This is a genomic window from Luteibacter sp. (genome assembly GCF_035539195.1).
GTDB lineage: Bacteria > Pseudomonadota > Gammaproteobacteria > Xanthomonadales > Rhodanobacteraceae > Luteibacter.
The window spans coordinates 37,995-54,623 of record NZ_DATLIW010000017.1 but is presented as its reverse complement, the minus strand read 5'-3'; the positions used below and the strand labels follow the sequence as shown (position 1 = coordinate 54,623).

General features: G+C 65.9%; 20 protein-coding genes, 1 tRNA gene and 1 riboswitch. Of the genes, 16 read left to right on the top strand and 5 right to left on the bottom strand.

Features of this window, described 5'->3' with window-relative positions; all coding sequences use genetic code 11:
• Window positions 1-32: 32 nt before the first annotated feature.
• Window positions 33-911: an aldo/keto reductase family oxidoreductase gene (locus VM621_RS05595; RefSeq protein ID WP_325467987.1), complete on the top strand. Its 879-nt coding sequence runs from the start codon at window positions 33-35 to the stop codon at window positions 909-911.
• A 14-nt stretch (window positions 912-925) separates the two neighbouring features.
• Here the strand turns inward: VM621_RS05595 and coq7 are convergent, their stop codons facing one another.
• Entirely contained in the window at window positions 926-1,567 is a 642-nt protein-coding gene (gene coq7, locus VM621_RS05590; protein ID WP_325467986.1) for a 2-polyprenyl-3-methyl-6-methoxy-1,4-benzoquinone monooxygenase, read from the bottom strand.
• A 265-nt stretch (window positions 1,568-1,832) separates the two neighbouring features.
• Between coq7 and rplM the strand changes: the two genes are divergently transcribed.
• The 4 genes from rplM (at window position 1,833) to VM621_RS05570 (ending at window position 3,837) form a co-directional block, all read left to right on the top strand.
• A complete protein-coding gene (gene rplM / locus VM621_RS05585) occupies window positions 1,833-2,261 on the top strand; it encodes a 50S ribosomal protein L13 (protein WP_046966859.1) in 429 nt (142 codons plus the stop codon).
• 9 nt (window positions 2,262-2,270) lie between these two features.
• Window positions 2,271-2,663, top strand: a complete 393-nt coding sequence (gene rpsI, locus VM621_RS05580; protein ID WP_036138010.1) for a 30S ribosomal protein S9 — start codon at window positions 2,271-2,273, stop codon at window positions 2,661-2,663.
• A 54-nt stretch (window positions 2,664-2,717) separates the two neighbouring features.
• Window positions 2,718-2,791, top strand: a tRNA-Gln gene (locus VM621_RS05575).
• A gap of 599 nt (window positions 2,792-3,390) precedes the next feature.
• Window positions 3,391-3,837, top strand: a complete 447-nt coding sequence (locus VM621_RS05570; RefSeq protein WP_325467985.1) for a hypothetical protein — start codon at window positions 3,391-3,393, stop codon at window positions 3,835-3,837.
• A gap of 42 nt (window positions 3,838-3,879) precedes the next feature.
• On the opposite strand, the gene VM621_RS05565 is transcribed toward VM621_RS05570, so the two are convergent.
• The 3 genes from VM621_RS05565 to VM621_RS05555 form a co-directional block, all read right to left on the bottom strand.
• Complete coding sequence (locus tag VM621_RS05565; protein ID WP_325467984.1) at window positions 3,880-4,821, bottom strand: MASE1 domain-containing protein; 942 nt, start codon at window positions 4,819-4,821, stop codon at window positions 3,880-3,882.
• Window positions 4,822-4,957: 136 nt separating this feature from the next.
• On the bottom strand, window positions 4,958-5,599 hold the full coding sequence (locus VM621_RS05560) for a DUF1109 domain-containing protein (protein ID WP_325467983.1): 642 nt from the start codon (window positions 5,597-5,599) through the stop codon (window positions 4,958-4,960).
• Window positions 5,596-6,162: a sigma-70 family RNA polymerase sigma factor gene (locus VM621_RS05555; protein ID WP_325467982.1), complete on the bottom strand. Its 567-nt coding sequence runs from the start codon at window positions 6,160-6,162 to the stop codon at window positions 5,596-5,598. The genes VM621_RS05560 and VM621_RS05555 overlap by 4 nt, the downstream gene beginning before the upstream one ends.
• A gap of 255 nt (window positions 6,163-6,417) precedes the next feature.
• On the opposite strand from VM621_RS05555, the gene VM621_RS05550 reads away from it, so the two are divergent.
• The 11 genes from VM621_RS05550 (at window position 6,418) to pnuC (ending at window position 15,594) form a co-directional block, all read left to right on the top strand.
• Entirely contained in the window at window positions 6,418-6,699 is a 282-nt protein-coding gene (locus VM621_RS05550; protein ID WP_325467981.1) for a DUF2282 domain-containing protein, read from the top strand.
• Window positions 6,700-6,708: 9 nt separating this feature from the next.
• Window positions 6,709-7,542, top strand: a complete 834-nt coding sequence (locus VM621_RS05545; protein ID WP_325467980.1) for a DUF692 domain-containing protein — start codon at window positions 6,709-6,711, stop codon at window positions 7,540-7,542.
• A complete protein-coding gene (locus VM621_RS05540) occupies window positions 7,539-8,270 on the top strand; it encodes a DNA-binding domain-containing protein (protein WP_325467979.1) in 732 nt (243 codons plus the stop codon). The genes VM621_RS05545 and VM621_RS05540 overlap by 4 nt, the downstream gene beginning before the upstream one ends.
• 10 nt (window positions 8,271-8,280) lie before the next feature.
• Window positions 8,281-8,751, top strand: coding sequence for a DoxX family protein (locus VM621_RS05535; protein WP_325467978.1), 471 nt, complete (start codon window positions 8,281-8,283; stop codon window positions 8,749-8,751).
• Window positions 8,752-8,840: 89 nt separating this feature from the next.
• On the top strand, window positions 8,841-9,110 hold the full coding sequence (locus tag VM621_RS05530; RefSeq protein WP_159892425.1) for a hypothetical protein: 270 nt from the start codon (window positions 8,841-8,843) through the stop codon (window positions 9,108-9,110).
• A 50-nt stretch (window positions 9,111-9,160) separates the two neighbouring features.
• Window positions 9,161-10,003 (top strand): DUF692 domain-containing protein, encoded by an 843-nt coding sequence (locus tag VM621_RS05525; protein ID WP_325467977.1) that lies wholly within the window; start codon window positions 9,161-9,163, stop codon window positions 10,001-10,003.
• Window positions 10,000-10,737 (top strand): DNA-binding domain-containing protein, encoded by a 738-nt coding sequence (locus tag VM621_RS05520; protein ID WP_325467976.1) that lies wholly within the window; start codon window positions 10,000-10,002, stop codon window positions 10,735-10,737. Before VM621_RS05525 ends, VM621_RS05520 begins: the two co-directional genes overlap by 4 nt.
• A 98-nt stretch (window positions 10,738-10,835) precedes the next feature.
• Window positions 10,836-11,510 (top strand): hypothetical protein, encoded by a 675-nt coding sequence (locus tag VM621_RS05515; RefSeq protein ID WP_325467975.1) that lies wholly within the window; start codon window positions 10,836-10,838, stop codon window positions 11,508-11,510.
• A gap of 21 nt (window positions 11,511-11,531) precedes the next feature.
• Window positions 11,532-12,683, top strand: coding sequence for a phosphotransferase enzyme family protein (locus VM621_RS05510; RefSeq protein ID WP_325467974.1), 1,152 nt, complete (start codon window positions 11,532-11,534; stop codon window positions 12,681-12,683).
• 3 nt (window positions 12,684-12,686) lie between these two features.
• Window positions 12,687-12,782, top strand: a riboswitch (TPP riboswitch).
• Between the two features lie 54 nt (window positions 12,783-12,836).
• The gene (locus VM621_RS05505) at window positions 12,837-15,014 is read left to right on the top strand and encodes a TonB-dependent siderophore receptor (protein ID WP_325467973.1); all 2,178 of its coding nucleotides are present in this window, start codon (window positions 12,837-12,839) and stop codon (window positions 15,012-15,014) included.
• Window positions 15,004-15,594, top strand: a complete 591-nt coding sequence (gene pnuC, locus VM621_RS05500; RefSeq protein ID WP_414674494.1) for a nicotinamide riboside transporter PnuC — start codon at window positions 15,004-15,006, stop codon at window positions 15,592-15,594. Before VM621_RS05505 ends, pnuC begins: the two co-directional genes overlap by 11 nt.
• Window positions 15,595-15,658: 64 nt before the next feature.
• On the opposite strand, the gene VM621_RS05495 is transcribed toward pnuC, so the two are convergent.
• A complete protein-coding gene (locus VM621_RS05495) occupies window positions 15,659-16,573 on the bottom strand; it encodes a LysR family transcriptional regulator (protein WP_325467972.1) in 915 nt (304 codons plus the stop codon).
• Window positions 16,574-16,629 lie beyond the last annotated feature (56 nt).

Sequence of the window (16,629 nt, the reverse complement as noted above, 5' to 3'; positions counted from 1 at the left end):
TTTTCACCCCGCATCCTCCACGGAGAATCCTCATGTCCCAGATCCATGCATCCGGTACGTTCAACCTCGGCAGCCACACCGTGAAGCGGCTCGGATACGGTGCCATGCAGCTCGCCGGCAAAGGCGTCTTCGGTCCGCCGAACGACCGCGGCGCGGCCCTTGCCGTTCTCCGCGAGGCCGTGGAAAGCGGTGTCGATCACATCGATACCAGCGACTTCTACGGTCCGCACGTGACCAATCAGCTGATCCGCGAGGCCCTGCACCCGTATCGTGAGGGCCTCGTCATCGTGACCAAGGTCGGCGCGGTGCGTGGTTCCAAAGGCGAGTGGCACCCGGCGTTCTCCGCCGACGACCTGACGCGCGCCGTGCACGACAACCTGCGAAACCTGGGCAAGGACGTGCTCGACGTAGTCAATCTGCGTGCCATGTTCGATGTGCACGGGCCCGCGGAGGGTTCGATCGAGGCGCCGCTTTCAACCCTGGCCGAACTGCAGCGGCAGGGACTGATCCGTCATATCGGGCTGAGCAACGTCACCGCGACGCAGATCGCCGAGGGCCGCAGGATCACGACGATCGTGGGCGTGCAGAACCAGTACAACCTGGCGCATCGGGAAGATGACGCACTCATCGACGATCTCGCGCGCGAAGGCACGGCTTACGTGCCGTTCTTCCCGCTCGGTGGCTTCAGTCCGTTGCAATCCTCGGCGCTGTCGCAGGTCGCGCAGCGTCTCGATGCCACACCCATGCAGGTGGCGTTGGCGTGGCTGCTGCATCGTTCTCCCAACATCCTGCTCATTCCGGGCACGTCCTCGCTGGGGCATCTTCGCGAGAACCTGGCCGCGGCGTCGCTGCGGCTTCCGGACGGCGCGATCGCCGAACTCGATGGCATCGCGAGCGAGCGCGCGGGCTGATTCCGCCGCTGTCGTCAGATCCGGTACGCCACCGCTTTCATCACCGTCGATGCCGCGTGCATGAGTCGCGGGAGAGGCCACGGCAGGTCGATGCCGCCGCGTGCCTCGGCCGCATTGGCATGGCGGATCTCGTCGGCCTGCATCTGGCGCAGGATGGCGCGGCTGCGCTCGTCCTGCACGGGCAAACGCTCCAGATGCTCGGCCAGGTGCGCCTCCACCTGGCGTTCGGTCTCTACGACGAAGCCGAGACTGATCGGATCGCCCACCGCCGCCGCGGCGACGCCGATGGCATAACTGCCGGCGTACCACAGCGGGTTGAGCAGACTGGGGCGGCTGTCGAGCTGCTTGAGCCGCTCGGCGCACCAGGCAAGGTGGTCGGTTTCTTCCTGGGCGGCGTGCATGAGGTGCTCGCGTGTGTCGTCGGTGCGGGCGAGGGCGGCCTGGCCGACGTAAAGCGCCTGCGCGCAGACCTCGCCGACATGGTTGATCCGCATCAGGCCCGCCGCGTGCCGCCGTTCGGCGTCGTCCATGGGCGCATCCGGGACGGCGTCGCCCGGCGAGCGGCGAGTGGCCTCGGGCGAGCCGGCGACGGCCTCCATGGCGCGTTCCAGGCCGCTGAGGAGGCGGTCGAGGGGGCTCAGGGTGCGAACGGTCATGAAGGACTCCTTACGTACGGATACCACGCAGGTTATAATGGGCGACTCCCGAATCCAGATGAAGACGCTGCGGCCGCTTGTCGCGGTAGCCGCTCAGGAACCGGGACCGCTTGTGAACGGGCCCCGTGATCAATTATGATTGTCGGCCCGAAGCTCACCTGCACGGTGGGCTTGCGCGATGAGGGAAAAGTCCGCTATTCTCTCGCGCCTTTGCTTTCACCGATTCCGTGTTCCGCCTCATTCGGCGGCAAACCAGGTATTAGAAATGAAAACGTTCACCGCCAAGCCGGAAAGCGTCAAGCGCGATTGGTTCGTGGTTGATGCCACGAACAAGACCCTGGGTCGTCTCTCGACCGAGGTCGCGCGTCGCCTCCGCGGCAAGCACAAGCCCGAGTTCACCCCGCACGTCGACACCGGCGACTACATCGTCGTGATCAACGCCGAGAAGGTGGCCGTGACCGGTGCCAAGCTGGACGACAAGATGTACCACCGCTTCACCGGCTACGTCGGCAACCTGAAGACCACGAGTCTCAAGGATCTGCTCGCTACCCATCCGGAGCGCGTGATCGAGATCGCCGTCAAGGGCATGCTGCCGAAGAACCCGCTGGGTCGTGCCATGTACCGCAAGCTCAAGGTGTACGGCGGTGCCGAGCACCCGCACACCGCGCAGATGCCCCAGGCGTTGGAAATCTAAGGAATTCACATGGCTACCCAGCAGAATTACGGTACCGGCCGCCGCAAGACCTCCGCCGCCCGCGTGTTCCTCCGCAAGGGCACCGGTGGCATCGTGGTCAACGGCAAGCCGCTTGATCAGTTCTTCGGTCGCGAGACCTCGCGCATGATCGTGCGCCAGCCGCTCGAACTCACCGAGAACGTCGACAAGTTCGACATCATGGTGACGGTCGCCGGTGGCGGCATCACGGGCCAGGCCGGCGCCATTCGCCTCGGTATCTCCCGCGCCCTCGTCGAATACGACGAAGCGCTGAAGTCGCCGCTGCGCAAGGCCGGTTTCATGACCCGCGACGCCCGCGAAGTCGAGCGTAAGAAGGTCGGTCTGCACAAGGCCCGCCGCGCAACGCAGTTCTCGAAGCGCTAATCGCGCTTCAGAGTTCGACGCACCACGGTCAGAGCGCGTCGAACCCCGGTTTATTGGGAGATCGTCTAACGGTAGGACAACGGACTCTGACTCCGTTTATCTAGGTTCGAATCCTAGTCTCCCAGCCAAACGAAAAAGCCCTGCTCACGCAGGGCTTTTTTTTTGGTTCTTCGCGGATTACCGGACGGTCGAGTGGAAGGAGAGCCGCTGCGGGATGCTGTCGTCGGCCCCGGCCCGGCCCCGGCCGCGCCCGGAACATCCGGGCGAAGCGGACGCGGTTGCTGGTACCCGGTTGCCAATACCTTCCTCGCGCCTGTGTCGGCGTGCCTGCCGGCGATGCCGTGGCGGCTTTGGCTCGACCCACGCGAGCCTCCCGGTTCGGGAGAGTCTTCGGTGCCCACCCTCGAGGCGAGTTCCGCACCTTCCGCACCGAACGCGGAGGACCTGTCTGAGCAGCGAGGGTGGGCACCGAAGGCTCTGCGCCGCCACGTCCGAGCCCGCCGCGGCATGAGCCGTTGAACCTAGCCAACTTTTCTAGCGCAAATGAACCCCGTTTCCAGCAAAGGCAGCATTGAGCGGATTCGGCAGGCTGCCCGCGGCAGCCGCACGGATGAGGGAAAGTGAGGTGATCGACCATGGGCTGCCCGGCCCTGGACGGCCCAGGGTCGAGATGCCGGTCCGGCGCGACGGTCGCGCGGGCTCGTCAACCTCCCAAGGGACATCCGACATGCGTACTTCGACCCGCTTTCTGCTTGCCACCCTCCTCGTGCTGCCGCTGGGCGTGACCGTCGTGCATGCACAAACCGCCCTTTCTCTGGGACAAGCGACGACCACTGCCGTTGGTGACGTCAGCACTAGTTCGAACTATCACGTCTATGTGTTTACTCGCGGCGGTACCCGTTATATCCAGATCAACGACGCCAGCGGTGCCGTGCGCGGTGCCTTTGCAGTTACCGCATACAAGGCGGTCGGGTTGCCGGTCGGTTCGGATGCCAGCCGGCTCGCCACACCGGACGAGCCGCTGCCCCCACCCGCGGTGACCACGGGCGAGACGGTCTATACGGATGGATCGACGCACGTGTTCGTGGCGCCGCAGCCCAATGGCACGATGCAGATCAACCTGCTGATCGGCGACTGCAAGGATCCGAGCGAATGCAGTACGCACGGCCCCTGAGTCATGAAGAGCGCTGGGCGCTTGCCCGGCGCTCTCATCGAGTCAGCCGCGGCGGTGGGAGCCTGCGTGTGGGACCAGTGTGTGGCTGGCGGCGAGGCGGCGCGCCACCCTGACACCGAACAACAGCGAGGTCGAGATGACGAAGGCGAGGACAACCTGTGCCTGGATCATGGCGGGATCGCGAAGGACGAACGAGGTCGAGGCCAGCGCGATGCTCGCCAGCATGCCGCCGATGGCGGTGCCGTGCCAGCCGTGACGCAACGTCAGCATGACCACCGGCATCGCCATGGCCATGCGTGCGCATTGCTGCGCCGCGCCGTCCAGCACCGAAGCCATGGCCATGAGCAAGGCGAGCGCAGGGACGGCGATGAGTAGCGCGTCGCGCGTCAGTGTGCTCTGCCATATCGACTTCAAGGTCACTACGCGCCCGGGCTGCGAGGCCAGGCGCTCGCGCAGGGCGAGGATCATCGGGGTGAGCGTCAGGGCGCCGAGATAAGCGCCGAGGAACCAGGCCAGGAAGAGGGGGATCGTCACGGCGGGCGGTTCGGAACCATCGCGCATCGATACATTGGCAAGCGCGGCGCCGTTGGCAACGCCATTGATCGCGGCGCAGATCATGGTCGCGGACATGATCATGCCCATGTGGATCTGACCGTCGCCGCGGAACAGACCAAATCGACCGCGCATCCAGCCAACCACCGGCATCATCAGCGCGATCGGCGGGAACGAAACGACGAGTGCCCAGAGCGTGCCGAACGCGGAGGCGTGAAGCGCGGCCATCTCGGCAATGGGGAGGGTCTCACCCACCGCCAGGGCCACCCAGTAACGGCGTGGTACGAGGAAGAGGCACGCCATGCGCAGGCCGGCAGGCAGCATCCAGTGCGAAAACGAGACGTTGCGGGTGAGCTCGTAGCAGGCGGCATAAGCCCCGGCGACGGCGAGATACCGTCCCCAGACTGCCAGATTCCTGCTGCTTGAGCTCATGTCGCCCCTTTGCACCAAAGTGCCTAGTTTGATGGGTTAGCGACCGGGCTGCTATCGAATACAGGGTTGGCGCGGAGCTTTGCCGAATCCGCCCCCGGATCGCCGGGAGCAGCGGGACATCGCTACGACGCGTCGGCTACCACCGAAGCGCGCGGGGACCGATCAGCGCACCGACCGCCGCGGGGATGGCCATGCCGAGCAGGTACCAGGTGGACCAGAACGCCGGCGACATTTCCGGACAGTGCAGGCAATAGGCCATGGTCGCCGTGGCGCCGGCGAGCAGGCCCACGGCGGCTCCGGTGACGCGAGGTCGCACCGGCGCCATGCCGCGAACGGCCCAGAGCATGGCCGCGAAGGTCGGCGTCGAGAGCAGGGCGATGAGGATCGCGCAGACGTGCCAGGTGTGGCCGAGCAGCAAGGCCACCCGTGCGCCGGCTGGCGCCTGGGCCAGCACGATGGCCATACCGGTCCAGGCGATGGCGACCGGTGCGGCCAGCCCCGCCCAGCGAGCGCCGATGCGGACACCGGGGCGAGACAGCCGCAGCGTAAGCCACAAGGCCGCGCCGCCGATGCCGGCGGCGAAAGCCAGGCGCGCCCAGAACATCGGCAGGTGAATCGCCTCGGCCAGATCCGGGCGCACGCCCAATCCCGCTGCCATCAATAGTGTCGCCGAGGCGAAACCAAGCAGCAGCGCCAAGGCAAAGCGGCGTCCGGGCGCGCGCCGGTCCACCGGCGGAACCTCGTTTGCGAGCATGGCGATGAAGTCGTCGGTCTTCATGCGCTGCCCCGAATTCTGGCGGCCAACGCTTTCAGGCCTCGATGCACGCCTACTTTCACCGCGGATTCGGAAATGCCGCAGCGTTGCGCCGCCTCGGCCACGGACAATCCCTGCAGCTTCACGAAGACGATCGGCAGGCGGTGCCGGTCCGGCAGTGCCTCGAGCAGGCGGCCGACATCGCGGCGTGCATCGGCGGGTTCCACATCGGACTGGACGAAGAGGCTGCCATCGTCCTCGAACGGCTCGTGGAGGGACTCGCGGCGCGCATGCGCACGAAAGAAGTCCATCAGCTTGTAACGGGCGATCGCATGCACCCAGGCGGTGAGCGGCTGGTCGTCGCGGTAGGTGTGGCGAGCATTGTGCACGGCGAGCAGGGTCTCCTGGAGGATGTCCTCGACATCGGCCTGCGCGCGGGGCAGGCGACGGCGCAGGTACGCGCGAAGATGCGAGCCGAGGCCGTCGAGAAAGCGCCGGTACTGCACGGCATCGCCAGCCAGGCCGCGAATGAAACAGTCGCGCAGATGGAACTCCGGCGCCGAGAGTCCCTCCGTCGCCCGATCCATAGGGGATGTCGCTGTACTTGCCGGGCTGACCATGGACAGGGATATAGCCACGCCGGGCTCGCTATCGCAAGCGCCGCGAGCCGAGCCTGGCGATGACGACATGGGGCACATGGAGATCAGTTCGTTCGCACGCGGGATCCGGTTACAACGCGAGCGAAGAAGATTTCATCGCGGCCATGTAACCGAACCACCCGGCGTGGCGAACTCATGGGTGAAGCCGGGCATCCCGTCCGTCCCTCCCCGAAAGGAGTTTCCATGAACCATCGTCACGTCGCCTCCGTCGCCTTCACCCTCGCCGCCCTGGTCGCCGGTGTCGCCCACGCCGACGCCCAGAAGGATGCCGGCAAGCCTGCCGTCGAAAAATGCTGGGGTGTCGCCAAGGCCGGCCAGAACGATTGCGCCGCTGGCCCGGGTACCACCTGCGCCGGTACGGCCAAGGCGGACTATCAGAAAAATGCATGGAAGAACGTGCCGGCCGGAACCTGCACCGCGATCCAGACGCCCAAGGGCCACGGTTCGTTGAGCAAGATCGGCTGAGTCGACGCCATGAGCATGACGCCAGCCGCAGGGATCGGCTTCAAGCCCCCGCATTTCGACGCTGCCATGCGCAGTCGTGCGAGCGGCTTGTGGTTCGAGGTTCATCCCGAAAACTACATGGTGGATGGCGGCCCGCGGCTGGCGATGCTCGATGCGCTGGCCGAGCGCTTTCCGCTGTCCCTGCATGGCGTCTCGCTCTCCCTGGCGGCCGCCGACCTGCCCGATGCGACGCAGTTGCGGCGACTGCGCGTGCTCATCGACCGGATACGGCCCGTACTGGTCTCCGAGCACATGGCCTGGTCGGCGTGGGGCGGCCGTTATATTCCGGATCTCTTGCCCTTTCCGCGGACGCACGAGGCGCTGGAACATCTCGTGCGCAATGTGACGCACACCCAGGAGCGGCTGGGGCGGCGTATCTCGCTGGAAAACCCGTCGCACTACCTGCGGCTCGAGGGGCACGACTGGAGCGAAACCGACTTCCTCGCCGAACTGGCCCGTCGCAGTGGCTGTGGCCTCCTGCTCGACATCAACAACGTCTACGTCAGCGCGCATAACCTCGGTCACGATCCGCTCGACTACCTGGATGCCTTTCCGCTCCCGGCGGTGACCGAGATCCATCTCGCCGGCCATGCGGCGGACGATAACGACGCGACGCTGCTCATCGATTCGCACGACTCGGCGGTCGCCGACTCGGTCTGGTCGCTCTATGACCACGTGCTCTTGCGTGGCGGCGCACGACCGACACTTATCGAACGCGATGGTGACGTACCGTCCTTCGCCACCCTGCTCACGGAGCGCGATCGTGCTCACGCGCTGCTGGACGTCGAGCGGGTGGCCGCATGAGTGCGCTTGCACGATTCCAGGCCGGCTTCGCCCACGCGCTGCACGGCGACGTCGCCACCTTCGCGGCGGCGAACCAGGCCGCCTTCGCGGTCTACCGCAACACGGCCCTGCGTGCCTGCCTCGATGCGCTGGAAGCGAACTACCCCGCGGTGGCCTGTCTGGTCGGTCGCGAATGGTTTCGCGCCGCCGCGGCGATCTATGTCTCGCAGTCGCCCCCACGCGACCCGCGGCTGAGCGACTACGGCGATACGTTCGCCAGCTTCCTCGCGGCCTTCGAGCCGGCGGGCGAGCTACCGTACCTCGCGGACGTCGCGCGCCTGGACCGCCTCTGGTCCGAGAGCCTCGTGGCTGCCGATGCGGTCACGCTCACCGCGGCGACCATGGTCACCCTCGAGCCGGATGCCATCGCGTCGCTCAGGCTCCGGGTCCACCCGGCCACGCGTTCCTTTACCTCGTCACAGCCTGCTGTATCGATCTGGGAGGCGAGCCGTGCCGGCATCGCGGTCGATGCCGGCCTGGTGTGGAGAGCCGAGTCCGCCATCGTCACCCGCGTCGACCATGGCGTACGTATCGCCCCGCTTGATGTGGCAGCCGTGCATCTACTCGCCACCATCGACGCTGGCGCTTCGCTGGCCGACGCTGCGCAATCGACGCTGAGCCACTCGCCCGATGCTCGCATCGATCTTCTCCTGGCCGACCTGTTGCAGGCCGGCGCTTTCGCTACCTGAAGGATCCGCCATGGACTCGCTTGCCCAACCGCTGTCGCCTCGTCCTACCCTCGTGTCCCGCTGGAACGCTCTTGCGGATCGCCTGGGCGTATTCGTCGGCCATTCGTTCCTTGCCCTGGTGGCCCGGTGGTCCATCGCCGCGATCTTCTTCCAGTCCGGAAGAACCAAGGTCGAAGGCTTCCTGACGATTACCGCGGGTACGTACGAGTTGTTCGAAACCGAATACAAATTGCCGCTTGTTCCCCCGGAGATCGCTGCGCATATGTCGGCGTATGTCGAAACCTTCGTGCCGATGTTGCTCGTGCTCGGGCTGGCGACGCGGCTGTCGGCCTTCGTACTGCTCGGCATGACGACGATCATCGAAATCTTCGTCTATCCCGATGCGTGGCCCACCCACTTGTCGTGGGCGGCCATCCTGCTGTATCTCATCGCTCGGGGTGGTGGCCGGCTGTCGGTCGACCATGCCATCGGCGTGCGTTGAAATTGTTCGTCCCCTCGTGTAACCGATCGACCCGGTCTCACGAATCACACCATGCCACAACGGCAAATCCCATCTTCCGGAGAACGACCATGCACACCGCCACCCATAGCATCGCCGCTGCCGCCGCCATCTTCGCCGTGTCCGCCGCCGCCATCTCCGCGCCGGCCCAGGCCGCCGAGCCGGCTGCCGGCAAGACCGTTCATTGCTACGGCATCAACAGCTGTAAGGGCACATCGGACTGCAAGTCCGGCAACCATGCCTGCAAGGGCCAGAACGACTGCAAGGGCCAGGGCTTCAAGGCCGTTTCGATGAAGGAATGCTCGGCCCAGGGTGGCAGCACCACACCGCCTGCCCAGTAATCGGCCCTCGCCCGGTCGCCACGGCGACCGGGCTTCTCCTGGAGTACGCCATGCCTGTTCAGTCGCCGCCGGCATTCCATGGCTTCGGTCTTGGCCTGCGCATTCCTCACTACGCCGATTTCGTCGCCACGCAACAGCCGGTCGATTTCGTCGAAGTGGTCTCCGAGAACTTCATGGTCGAGGGCGGTCGTCCGCTCGACATCATCGACCGCGTTCGTGAACGTTACCGTGTGGCTCTTCACGGCGTGTCGATGAATCTGGGCTCGGTCGACGAGGTCGATACGCTCTACCTTCGGCGCCTTCGTCGGCTGGCCGAACGCGTCGATCCCTTGTGGGTATCCGATCACGTCAGCTGGACGGGCATCGACGGTTTCAACTCGCACGATCTGTTGCCGCTGCCTTATACGGAAGAATCGCTCGATGTGCTTGCGACGAACGTCGCGATCGCGCAGGACGTGCTCGGGCGTGCCCTGGTGCTCGAGAATCCATCGACCTACATCGCGTTCGCGGGCTCGTCGATGACCGAGGCCGGCTTTCTCGCGGCCTTGTGCGAGCGAACCGGTTGCTACCTCCTGCTGGACGTCAACAACGTCTATGTCAGTGCCACGAATCATGGACTGAATCCCGACGACTGGTTGGATGGCCTGCCGCTCGAACGCGTTCGACAGGTACACCTCGCCGGCCACAGCCAGGGGCGCGACATGTTGATCGATACCCACGATGCGCCCGTTCCCGACCCAGTCTGGCAACTGTACGCACGCTTCGCCTCCCGGCTGGGCAGGGTGGCCACCATGATCGAGCGCGACGACCATATTCCCCCGCTGGGCGAGCTGCTCACGGAGCTGCAGCACGCGCGCGCGATCGCCTCGTCGCCGGAACCGTGCCCCGCATGAAGCTCGATGCGCTGCAACGACGCTTCGCCGCCTCGCTGACCGGTCTCGGTGGGTCGGGCGAGTTCGACGAGCGTGGTATGCGTGTCTACGCGAACAACTACCGCGGTCAGCTCATCGCCGCGCTCGGCGACACCTATGCGAAGACGAGGGCATGGCTGGGCGACGACGATTTCGACGGTGTGGCGGCGCGCTACGTCGACGCGCACGCCCCATCGTCATGGACCCTGGATGACTATGGCCACGATTTCGCGGACATGCTCGAGGCCGAGTACCCGAACGACCCGGACGTCAGCGAACTGGCGTGGCTGGATGGCACGCTTCGCCGGGCCTTCAGCGGGCCCGATGCCGTGGCTCTCGAACTCGATGCCCTGGGCGCCGACGACTGGGACCGCGTCGAGTTCGTATTCGTGCCGACATTGCGATTCCGGCGGTTGCGCAGCAATGCCGTGGCCGTCTGGAAGGCCCTGGCCGACGAGTCCATGCCTCCCGGGGCAGCGCGCCTCGATGCCGACGGAGGCGTCCGCGTTTGGCGTCGGGGGCTCTCCCCCCAGTTCGCCAGCATGGATGCGCACGAATGCGCCTGCCTCGACCTGGCTTTGGCGGGCGCCACGTTTGCTGAAATCTGTGAACAGATCACTCGATGGCATGGCCACGCCTCGACGGCGCCCGAGGCCGGGAGGCTTCTCCGGGCCTGGATAGGGGACGGGCTGGTCCTGCGGCTCCGGCAGGGATAAGGGCCGTTCGAGGCGGCGGGAGGTTGACCCCGTCGGCAGGCGCAACGACAATCCGCTCACTTCCAGACCTGCACATCTCCGGCGGGGAGGTTTGCAGCATGCGCACTGTTTTCATCCTTGCCTTTACGGCGATTCTCGTCGTGGTCATCTCGCCGGCGCTGGCCTCGGGCGGTAGCTACCTGGTCGACGACGCATCCACGGCCACGCCCGGCCGTTGCCAGCTGGAAAGCTGGCTGCAGGTATTTCGCGCTGGCACGCATACAGGGTGGACCGTGCCGGCCTGCGGCGTCGGCCCGGTGGAGTTCGGGATCGGTCTGGGTGGTCAGTCCCACCCGGGACAGAACATGCAGAATCCCTCGATCAAGTGGCAGCTGCGCAATGGCGACGATGCCGGCATCGGCTTCGCTCTCGCCACGGATACGACGTTACAGAACGGTCGTCGCATCGGCACCAATGCCTATGCCGCAAGCAACTTCGGTATCGACGATGGGCGTCGGCTGATGGCCAACGTGAACCTCGGCATGACCCAGGCCAGGGATGGTGCGTGGCGTCGCCTGACGGGCGTCGGCTTCGAGTTCGCAGTGACGAAAGACCTGGCCTTGCTGGTCGAGCGCCTGTGGACGGCGCGTCTTTCGCAGACGACGCAGGCTGGCGCGCGGTTCTATTTCGGCAAGGACGATGGCGATAGCGTCGATTTCGTCGTGGGACGTGCGCGCGCACGTGCCTTGCCGACATCGCGATGGGCGACGATCGGCCTGAACCTCGCTTTCTGACACAACGGTTAGACTGCGCCGATGACTGACGATGCCCACCTCGCCCATGGTCTCGCGGGGGACGAACTACCCCCGGACTGGCCGCCACTGACGCTGGCGGAAGTCAGCGCACTGCTGCGTCGTTTCCCTTCCCTGGGCGCGGTCGAAGCATTGTCCTGGCACAGTCCGCGGCCCTTGTCGGCGGCGGCGCTCGTGCAGACGTCCGCAGGCGCGGCGTTCGTGAAGCGGCACCATCGAAGCGTGCGTTCGCCGGCGACGCTTGCCGAGGAGCATCGTCTCGGCGCGCACCTGCGCGACCGTGCCATTCCGCTGCCGCGCGTGCTGCTGGACGTCGATGGCGCATCCGCCATCGCCCTCGATGAGTGGGTCTACGAGGTACACGAGCCGGCACGGGGCACCGACGTCTATCGCGATGCCTTTTCGTGGTCGCCGATCGGGGGTGTGGCCCATGCACGGGCTGCCGGCGCGATGTTGGCAAGGTTGCACATGGCGGCCTTCGATTACGCAGCACCACAAAGGACCACGCACATTCTGGTCGCGCGTGCGGACATCCTGTCGTCGCGCGATCCGCTGGATGCGATCGCGACGTCGCTTTCCTCGCGGCAGGCGCTGGGCGTGTATCTAGGGGAGCGCGACTGGCGCGCCGACATCGGCGAGGCCATCATGCCCTGGCATGCGCGTGCCTTCGAAGGCATCGCGCGACAACCGCGCCTGTGGACCCACGGCGATTGGCACGTCTCTAACCTGTGCTGGAGCGACGCCAGCGACCATGCACGCATCACCGATGTCCTCGATCTTGGGCTCTCGGCTGCCACATTCGCGCTGTTCGACCTCGCCACGGCGATCGAACGCAACGCGATCGCGTGGCTGGACATCGCGCAAGGCGATATCGGTCGCACCGACCTGGCGCTGGCCCTGATCGACGGCTATCGCGGCATTCGCCCGCTGGCCGGGGCCGACCTCGTCCTGCTGGCCGATCTGCTGCCGATCGTGCACCTGGATTTCGCCCTGTCCGAAGTCGAGTACTTCGAGGGTGTGACCCGTCGCCGCGACCACGCCGACGTGGCTTACCACACGTTTCTGCGGGGCCACGCCGCCTGGTTCACCGGAAGGCATGGGCAGGCGTTGCTGGACGCCATCCGTCACGCCGCCGGCCAATTCGTGGTTCAATAGCGGTTCTAGAAGCGGGGGTGCCTGGCGTTGCCAGGCTGAGAGAGTCCCTTGGAACCTGACCCGGTTAGTACCGGCGTAGGGAGCTTGCAGAGCCACGGACGTTCCAGGACGGCGTGGCTCGCCGTCGCTTCGTCCGTGAACCTGAAGACGACGATGACTTTTTCCCGTACCCCGCTGGCCCTGGCCTTACTCTCGATGCTCGGCGTGGCGCATGCCGCCGACGACACGGCGGCACAGAAAGCACGCACGCTGTCGACCGTGGACGTCAACGCCACGACGGCCACCGGTTACCAGGCCGCGGATTCGCAGCTCGATACCTTCGGCAGCTTCGGCAACGCCCCGTTGCACGACACGCCGGCAGCGATCACCGTGATCACGCGTGCGCAGATCGACGACCGTCAGCCGCGCACGCTCAGCGAACTGGTGCGCGGCGATTCGGCGATCAACGACAACTACGCGCCGGCGGGCTATTACCAGGATGTCTCCATTCGCGGTTTTCCGCTGGACCTTGCCACCGGGTTTCGCTTCAACGGCATGATCATGTCGGCGGAGCAGCTGCCCGGGCTCGAAGGCAAGGAGCGCGTCGAGGTATTGAAGGGACTCGGCGGGCTGGAAGCGGGCGTGGTCGAACCGGGTGGCTTGATCAACTACGTGAGCAAGCGTCCCTCGGACGTCCATACGGTGACGATCGGAACGGACTCGCACGGCTCCAACTACGAGGCTGTGGATCTGGGTGGATGGTTCACGCCTTCGTTCGGCCTGCGCGTGAATGCCGCCAACGAAAAAACCCATGCCGCCATCGAACATACCGATGGCCGACGGAGCTTCGTATCCCTCGGGGCCGACTGGAAGATCACCGACCAGGCGACCCTGCAGCTCGATACCGACTACCAGACCAGCGGCCAGCGCTCCGCATCGGGCTATCAGTTGTTGGGCGGCACGCAGATTCCCGAGCACCCCAGTCGGACCCGGCTATTGGGCTACGAGCCGTGGCAGCGTCCGGTCGGCATCCATTCGAGCAACACGTCGCTGCGCTTCGACTACCGCTTCAACGACAGTTGGAACGCGCAGATCTCGGCCGGACACAGCCACACGGTGATCGACGACAACGTCGCCTTCGCCTATGGTTGCTTCTATGCGGCATCGTGCGCGTCCGGCGCGACGCCAGGCTACTTCTTCGCGCCCAACGGCGACTACGACGTCTACGACTTCCGTAGCCCGGACGACACGCGGCAGAACGACGAAGTGCGTGCGGTCCTCACCGGTACGTTCGCGACGGGATCGATCGACCACGAAGTCAACGTGGGTGCCAGCGCGTTCCGCCGCACCATGGACCAGCGCGCCTACGTGTATGACTATGTCGGTACGGCGAATATCGACGATCGCGTGCCGCCGTACTTCGACCCGTCGCCGAACGAGCCGGGCCCCTCGGAGCGACGCCTCACCAGCTGGCAGCGCACGCTGTTCGCGATCGACCGTATCCACCTCGGAGACACCTGGCAGGTGCTCGCCGGTGCGCGCCTGGTCAGGCTCGACGAGCGCGCCTACGACGACACGGGTACCCTCGAGCGGGCTACGCGGATGACGAAGACGCTGCCGCAGGCCGCCGTGCTGTGGCAGCCCACGGCGCCCTTGACCACCTACGTCAGCTACGGCGAAGGTCTTTCGCTCGGGCGAGAGGCACCGTACTGGACGTCCAACGGCGGCACCACGCTCGCGCCGTTGCAGTCGCGCCAGGTCGAAGCCGGCGTGAAGTATGCGGTGAGCGATGCGCTCGACCTGCAGGCGGCGGTCTACCGCATTCGCCAGGCCTATCAGTTCGCCCGCCCCGACGACACGGCGGAAGGCTTTACGTTCGTCCAGCAGGGGCAGGAGGTTCACACCGGCGTCGAGCTGAACCTGGCCGGGCGGGTCACCGACAACCTGCGCCTTACCGCCAGCGCGAATGTGATCCGCGCGCGTGCCGAGAACACCGGTGCACCGGACTACGAGGGCCACCAGGTCGTCAACGTGCCGCGTTGGCGCACGGCTGTCTATGCCGACTACACGCTGCCATTCGCCCCTCGGCTGGCCGTCCTCGGTGGCTGGCGTTACGTCGGTACCAATGTCGCGACGCCGAATGGGGAGACGCGCGTGCCGGCTTACCATGTGTTCGACGCCGGCCTGCGCTTCGTGACGGCGCTCAAGGGCCACGCGATGACCTGGCGCCTCAACGTGGACAACGTGTTCAATCACTTCTACTGGCGCGACACCGGAACCTCCGGTGGCGACAGCTATCTCTTCCCCGGCATGCCGCGACTGGCTCGCCTGTCGATGACCTATGACTTTTGAACTGTCGCTGTTCGAACTGTCCGCCGCGCTGGTCAGCGCGGCCGGCGTGTGGCTGACCGCACGACGCAGTCCATGGTGCTGGCCGGTGGGCCTGGTCTCGGTGATCGCGTACGCGTGGATCTTCGTCGATGCCAAGCTGTATTCGGACACCGTGTTGCAGGTGATCTTCGCCGTGCTGATTCTGTATGGCTGGCAGCGCTGGTCGAGGAACCTCGACGGTAGCGGGCATGTTCGGGTGGCGACGCTGGATGCACGCAGCGCGATCCAGCACCTCGCCATCGGCACGGCCGCGGCGCTGGCGCTCGGCTATGCGATGCACCGCTACACCGACGCGTCGTTGCCGTGGCTCGACGCGGCGCTCACCGCCTTCAGTCTCGTCGCCCAATGGTGGCAGGCACGCCGCCACGCTGCCGCGTGGTGGCTGTGGATCGCGGTCGACGTCATTTACGTCGGCGAGTATGTGTACAAGTCCTTGCCGATAACGGCCGTGCTTTACGCGGGCTTCGTCATCCTGGCCGGGTTCGGCTTGCGCGCGTGGCGTCGCGGAATGTCGTCCGACGGTGCACTAGCGGATGCCTGACGCCATCGCGTAAGGACCGTAACCATGGCCGATCGTGCAAAAGAGCTTGCCGGGACGGCGAGCCCTAGAGCGCACCCGCCGGCTGCACGAGTACATCGAGAAAGGCCTGGGCGAGCCGGCCCGGGGCCTTCCCGTTGGCAGCGCGGTAGCCGACCACGATTTCCCAGCACGGCTCTTCGGCTTCGGCGATATCGGCGAAGGCGATCGGTCGGGCGTGGCGATCGTCGCGGCGTATCTTCGCGATCGATTCCGGCACCAGCGCGATGCCCAGGTCCTGTGCCGCCAGTTCGAGCAGCATGCTCATGTCGTTCACCTCGAAGCGGATGCGCCGGGCCAGTCCCGCTTCCGCGAAGGCGGCGTCGATGAGTTGGCGCATCACCCAGTCGGCACGCAGGTCCACGTAGCTCTCCTCGGACAGGTCGCGCAGGGTGACATCATGGGCACCGGCCAATCGGTGCTTGGGGGGACAGACGGCGACCAGCCCCTCGCAGACCAGCAACTTCGTGACCACGTCGGCGACGGGTACCGTCGGTGGCTGGGCGAAGGCGATATCCAGATGGCCGTCGCGCACCTCCTCGAGCAGGTTGGCCGAGCCATCGAAGCGAAGCTCGATGTCGATGCCGCCGAAGGCTTCGCGGAATCGTCCGAGCGTCGCGGGAAGGTCGATGAAGGGGGCGAGGCTCTGGATGGCGCCGATGCGCAACCTTCCGCGCGCGAGGCCATGCACCTGGGTCACGGCCATGCGCGCCGAACGCGCGGCATCGAGCACGCGATGCGCCTCTTCGAGCAATACCCCGCCTGCGGCGGTGAGCGCCACGCTGCGCGTGGTGCGGACGAAGAGCGGCCCACCCAGTTCCTCTTCCAGGCTGCGGATGGTCTGCGACAGACCCGACTGGACCACGTTGAGACGCTGCGCGGCGCGCGTGAAGTGGCGCTCCTCGGCGACGGCGACGAAATACTCGAGTTGCTTGAGGTCCATGGCGATTGAGTTTGTTGGGTGCTAAATGCAATCAGAATTTTCCATTTTACAGATCA

Coding starts and splice junctions, on each gene's coding strand:
- pnuC (WP_414674494.1), top strand. CDS start 15,004: ATGACTTTTGAACTGTCGCTGTTCGAACTGTCCGCCGCGCTGGTCAGC.
- VM621_RS05565 (WP_325467984.1), bottom strand. CDS start 4,821: ATGAGCTCAAGCAGCAGGAATCTGGCAGTCTGGGGACGGTATCTCGCC.
- VM621_RS05505 (WP_325467973.1), top strand. CDS start 12,837: ATGACTTTTTCCCGTACCCCGCTGGCCCTGGCCTTACTCTCGATGCTC.
- rplM (WP_046966859.1), top strand. CDS start 1,833: ATGAAAACGTTCACCGCCAAGCCGGAAAGCGTCAAGCGCGATTGGTTC.
- rpsI (WP_036138010.1), top strand. CDS start 2,271: ATGGCTACCCAGCAGAATTACGGTACCGGCCGCCGCAAGACCTCCGCC.
- VM621_RS05510 (WP_325467974.1), top strand. CDS start 11,532: ATGACTGACGATGCCCACCTCGCCCATGGTCTCGCGGGGGACGAACTA.
- VM621_RS05540 (WP_325467979.1), top strand. CDS start 7,539: ATGAGTGCGCTTGCACGATTCCAGGCCGGCTTCGCCCACGCGCTGCAC.
- VM621_RS05515 (WP_325467975.1), top strand. CDS start 10,836: ATGCGCACTGTTTTCATCCTTGCCTTTACGGCGATTCTCGTCGTGGTC.
- VM621_RS05495 (WP_325467972.1), bottom strand. CDS start 16,573: ATGGACCTCAAGCAACTCGAGTATTTCGTCGCCGTCGCCGAGGAGCGC.
- VM621_RS05570 (WP_325467985.1), top strand. CDS start 3,391: ATGCGTACTTCGACCCGCTTTCTGCTTGCCACCCTCCTCGTGCTGCCG.
- VM621_RS05550 (WP_325467981.1), top strand. CDS start 6,418: ATGAACCATCGTCACGTCGCCTCCGTCGCCTTCACCCTCGCCGCCCTG.
- VM621_RS05525 (WP_325467977.1), top strand. CDS start 9,161: ATGCCTGTTCAGTCGCCGCCGGCATTCCATGGCTTCGGTCTTGGCCTG.
- VM621_RS05555 (WP_325467982.1), bottom strand. CDS start 6,162: ATGGATCGGGCGACGGAGGGACTCTCGGCGCCGGAGTTCCATCTGCGC.
- VM621_RS05560 (WP_325467983.1), bottom strand. CDS start 5,599: ATGAAGACCGACGACTTCATCGCCATGCTCGCAAACGAGGTTCCGCCG.
- VM621_RS05535 (WP_325467978.1), top strand. CDS start 8,281: ATGGACTCGCTTGCCCAACCGCTGTCGCCTCGTCCTACCCTCGTGTCC.
- VM621_RS05530 (WP_159892425.1), top strand. CDS start 8,841: ATGCACACCGCCACCCATAGCATCGCCGCTGCCGCCGCCATCTTCGCC.
- VM621_RS05545 (WP_325467980.1), top strand. CDS start 6,709: ATGAGCATGACGCCAGCCGCAGGGATCGGCTTCAAGCCCCCGCATTTC.
- VM621_RS05520 (WP_325467976.1), top strand. CDS start 10,000: ATGAAGCTCGATGCGCTGCAACGACGCTTCGCCGCCTCGCTGACCGGT.
- coq7 (WP_325467986.1), bottom strand. CDS start 1,567: ATGACCGTTCGCACCCTGAGCCCCCTCGACCGCCTCCTCAGCGGCCTG.
- VM621_RS05595 (WP_325467987.1), top strand. CDS start 33: ATGTCCCAGATCCATGCATCCGGTACGTTCAACCTCGGCAGCCACACC.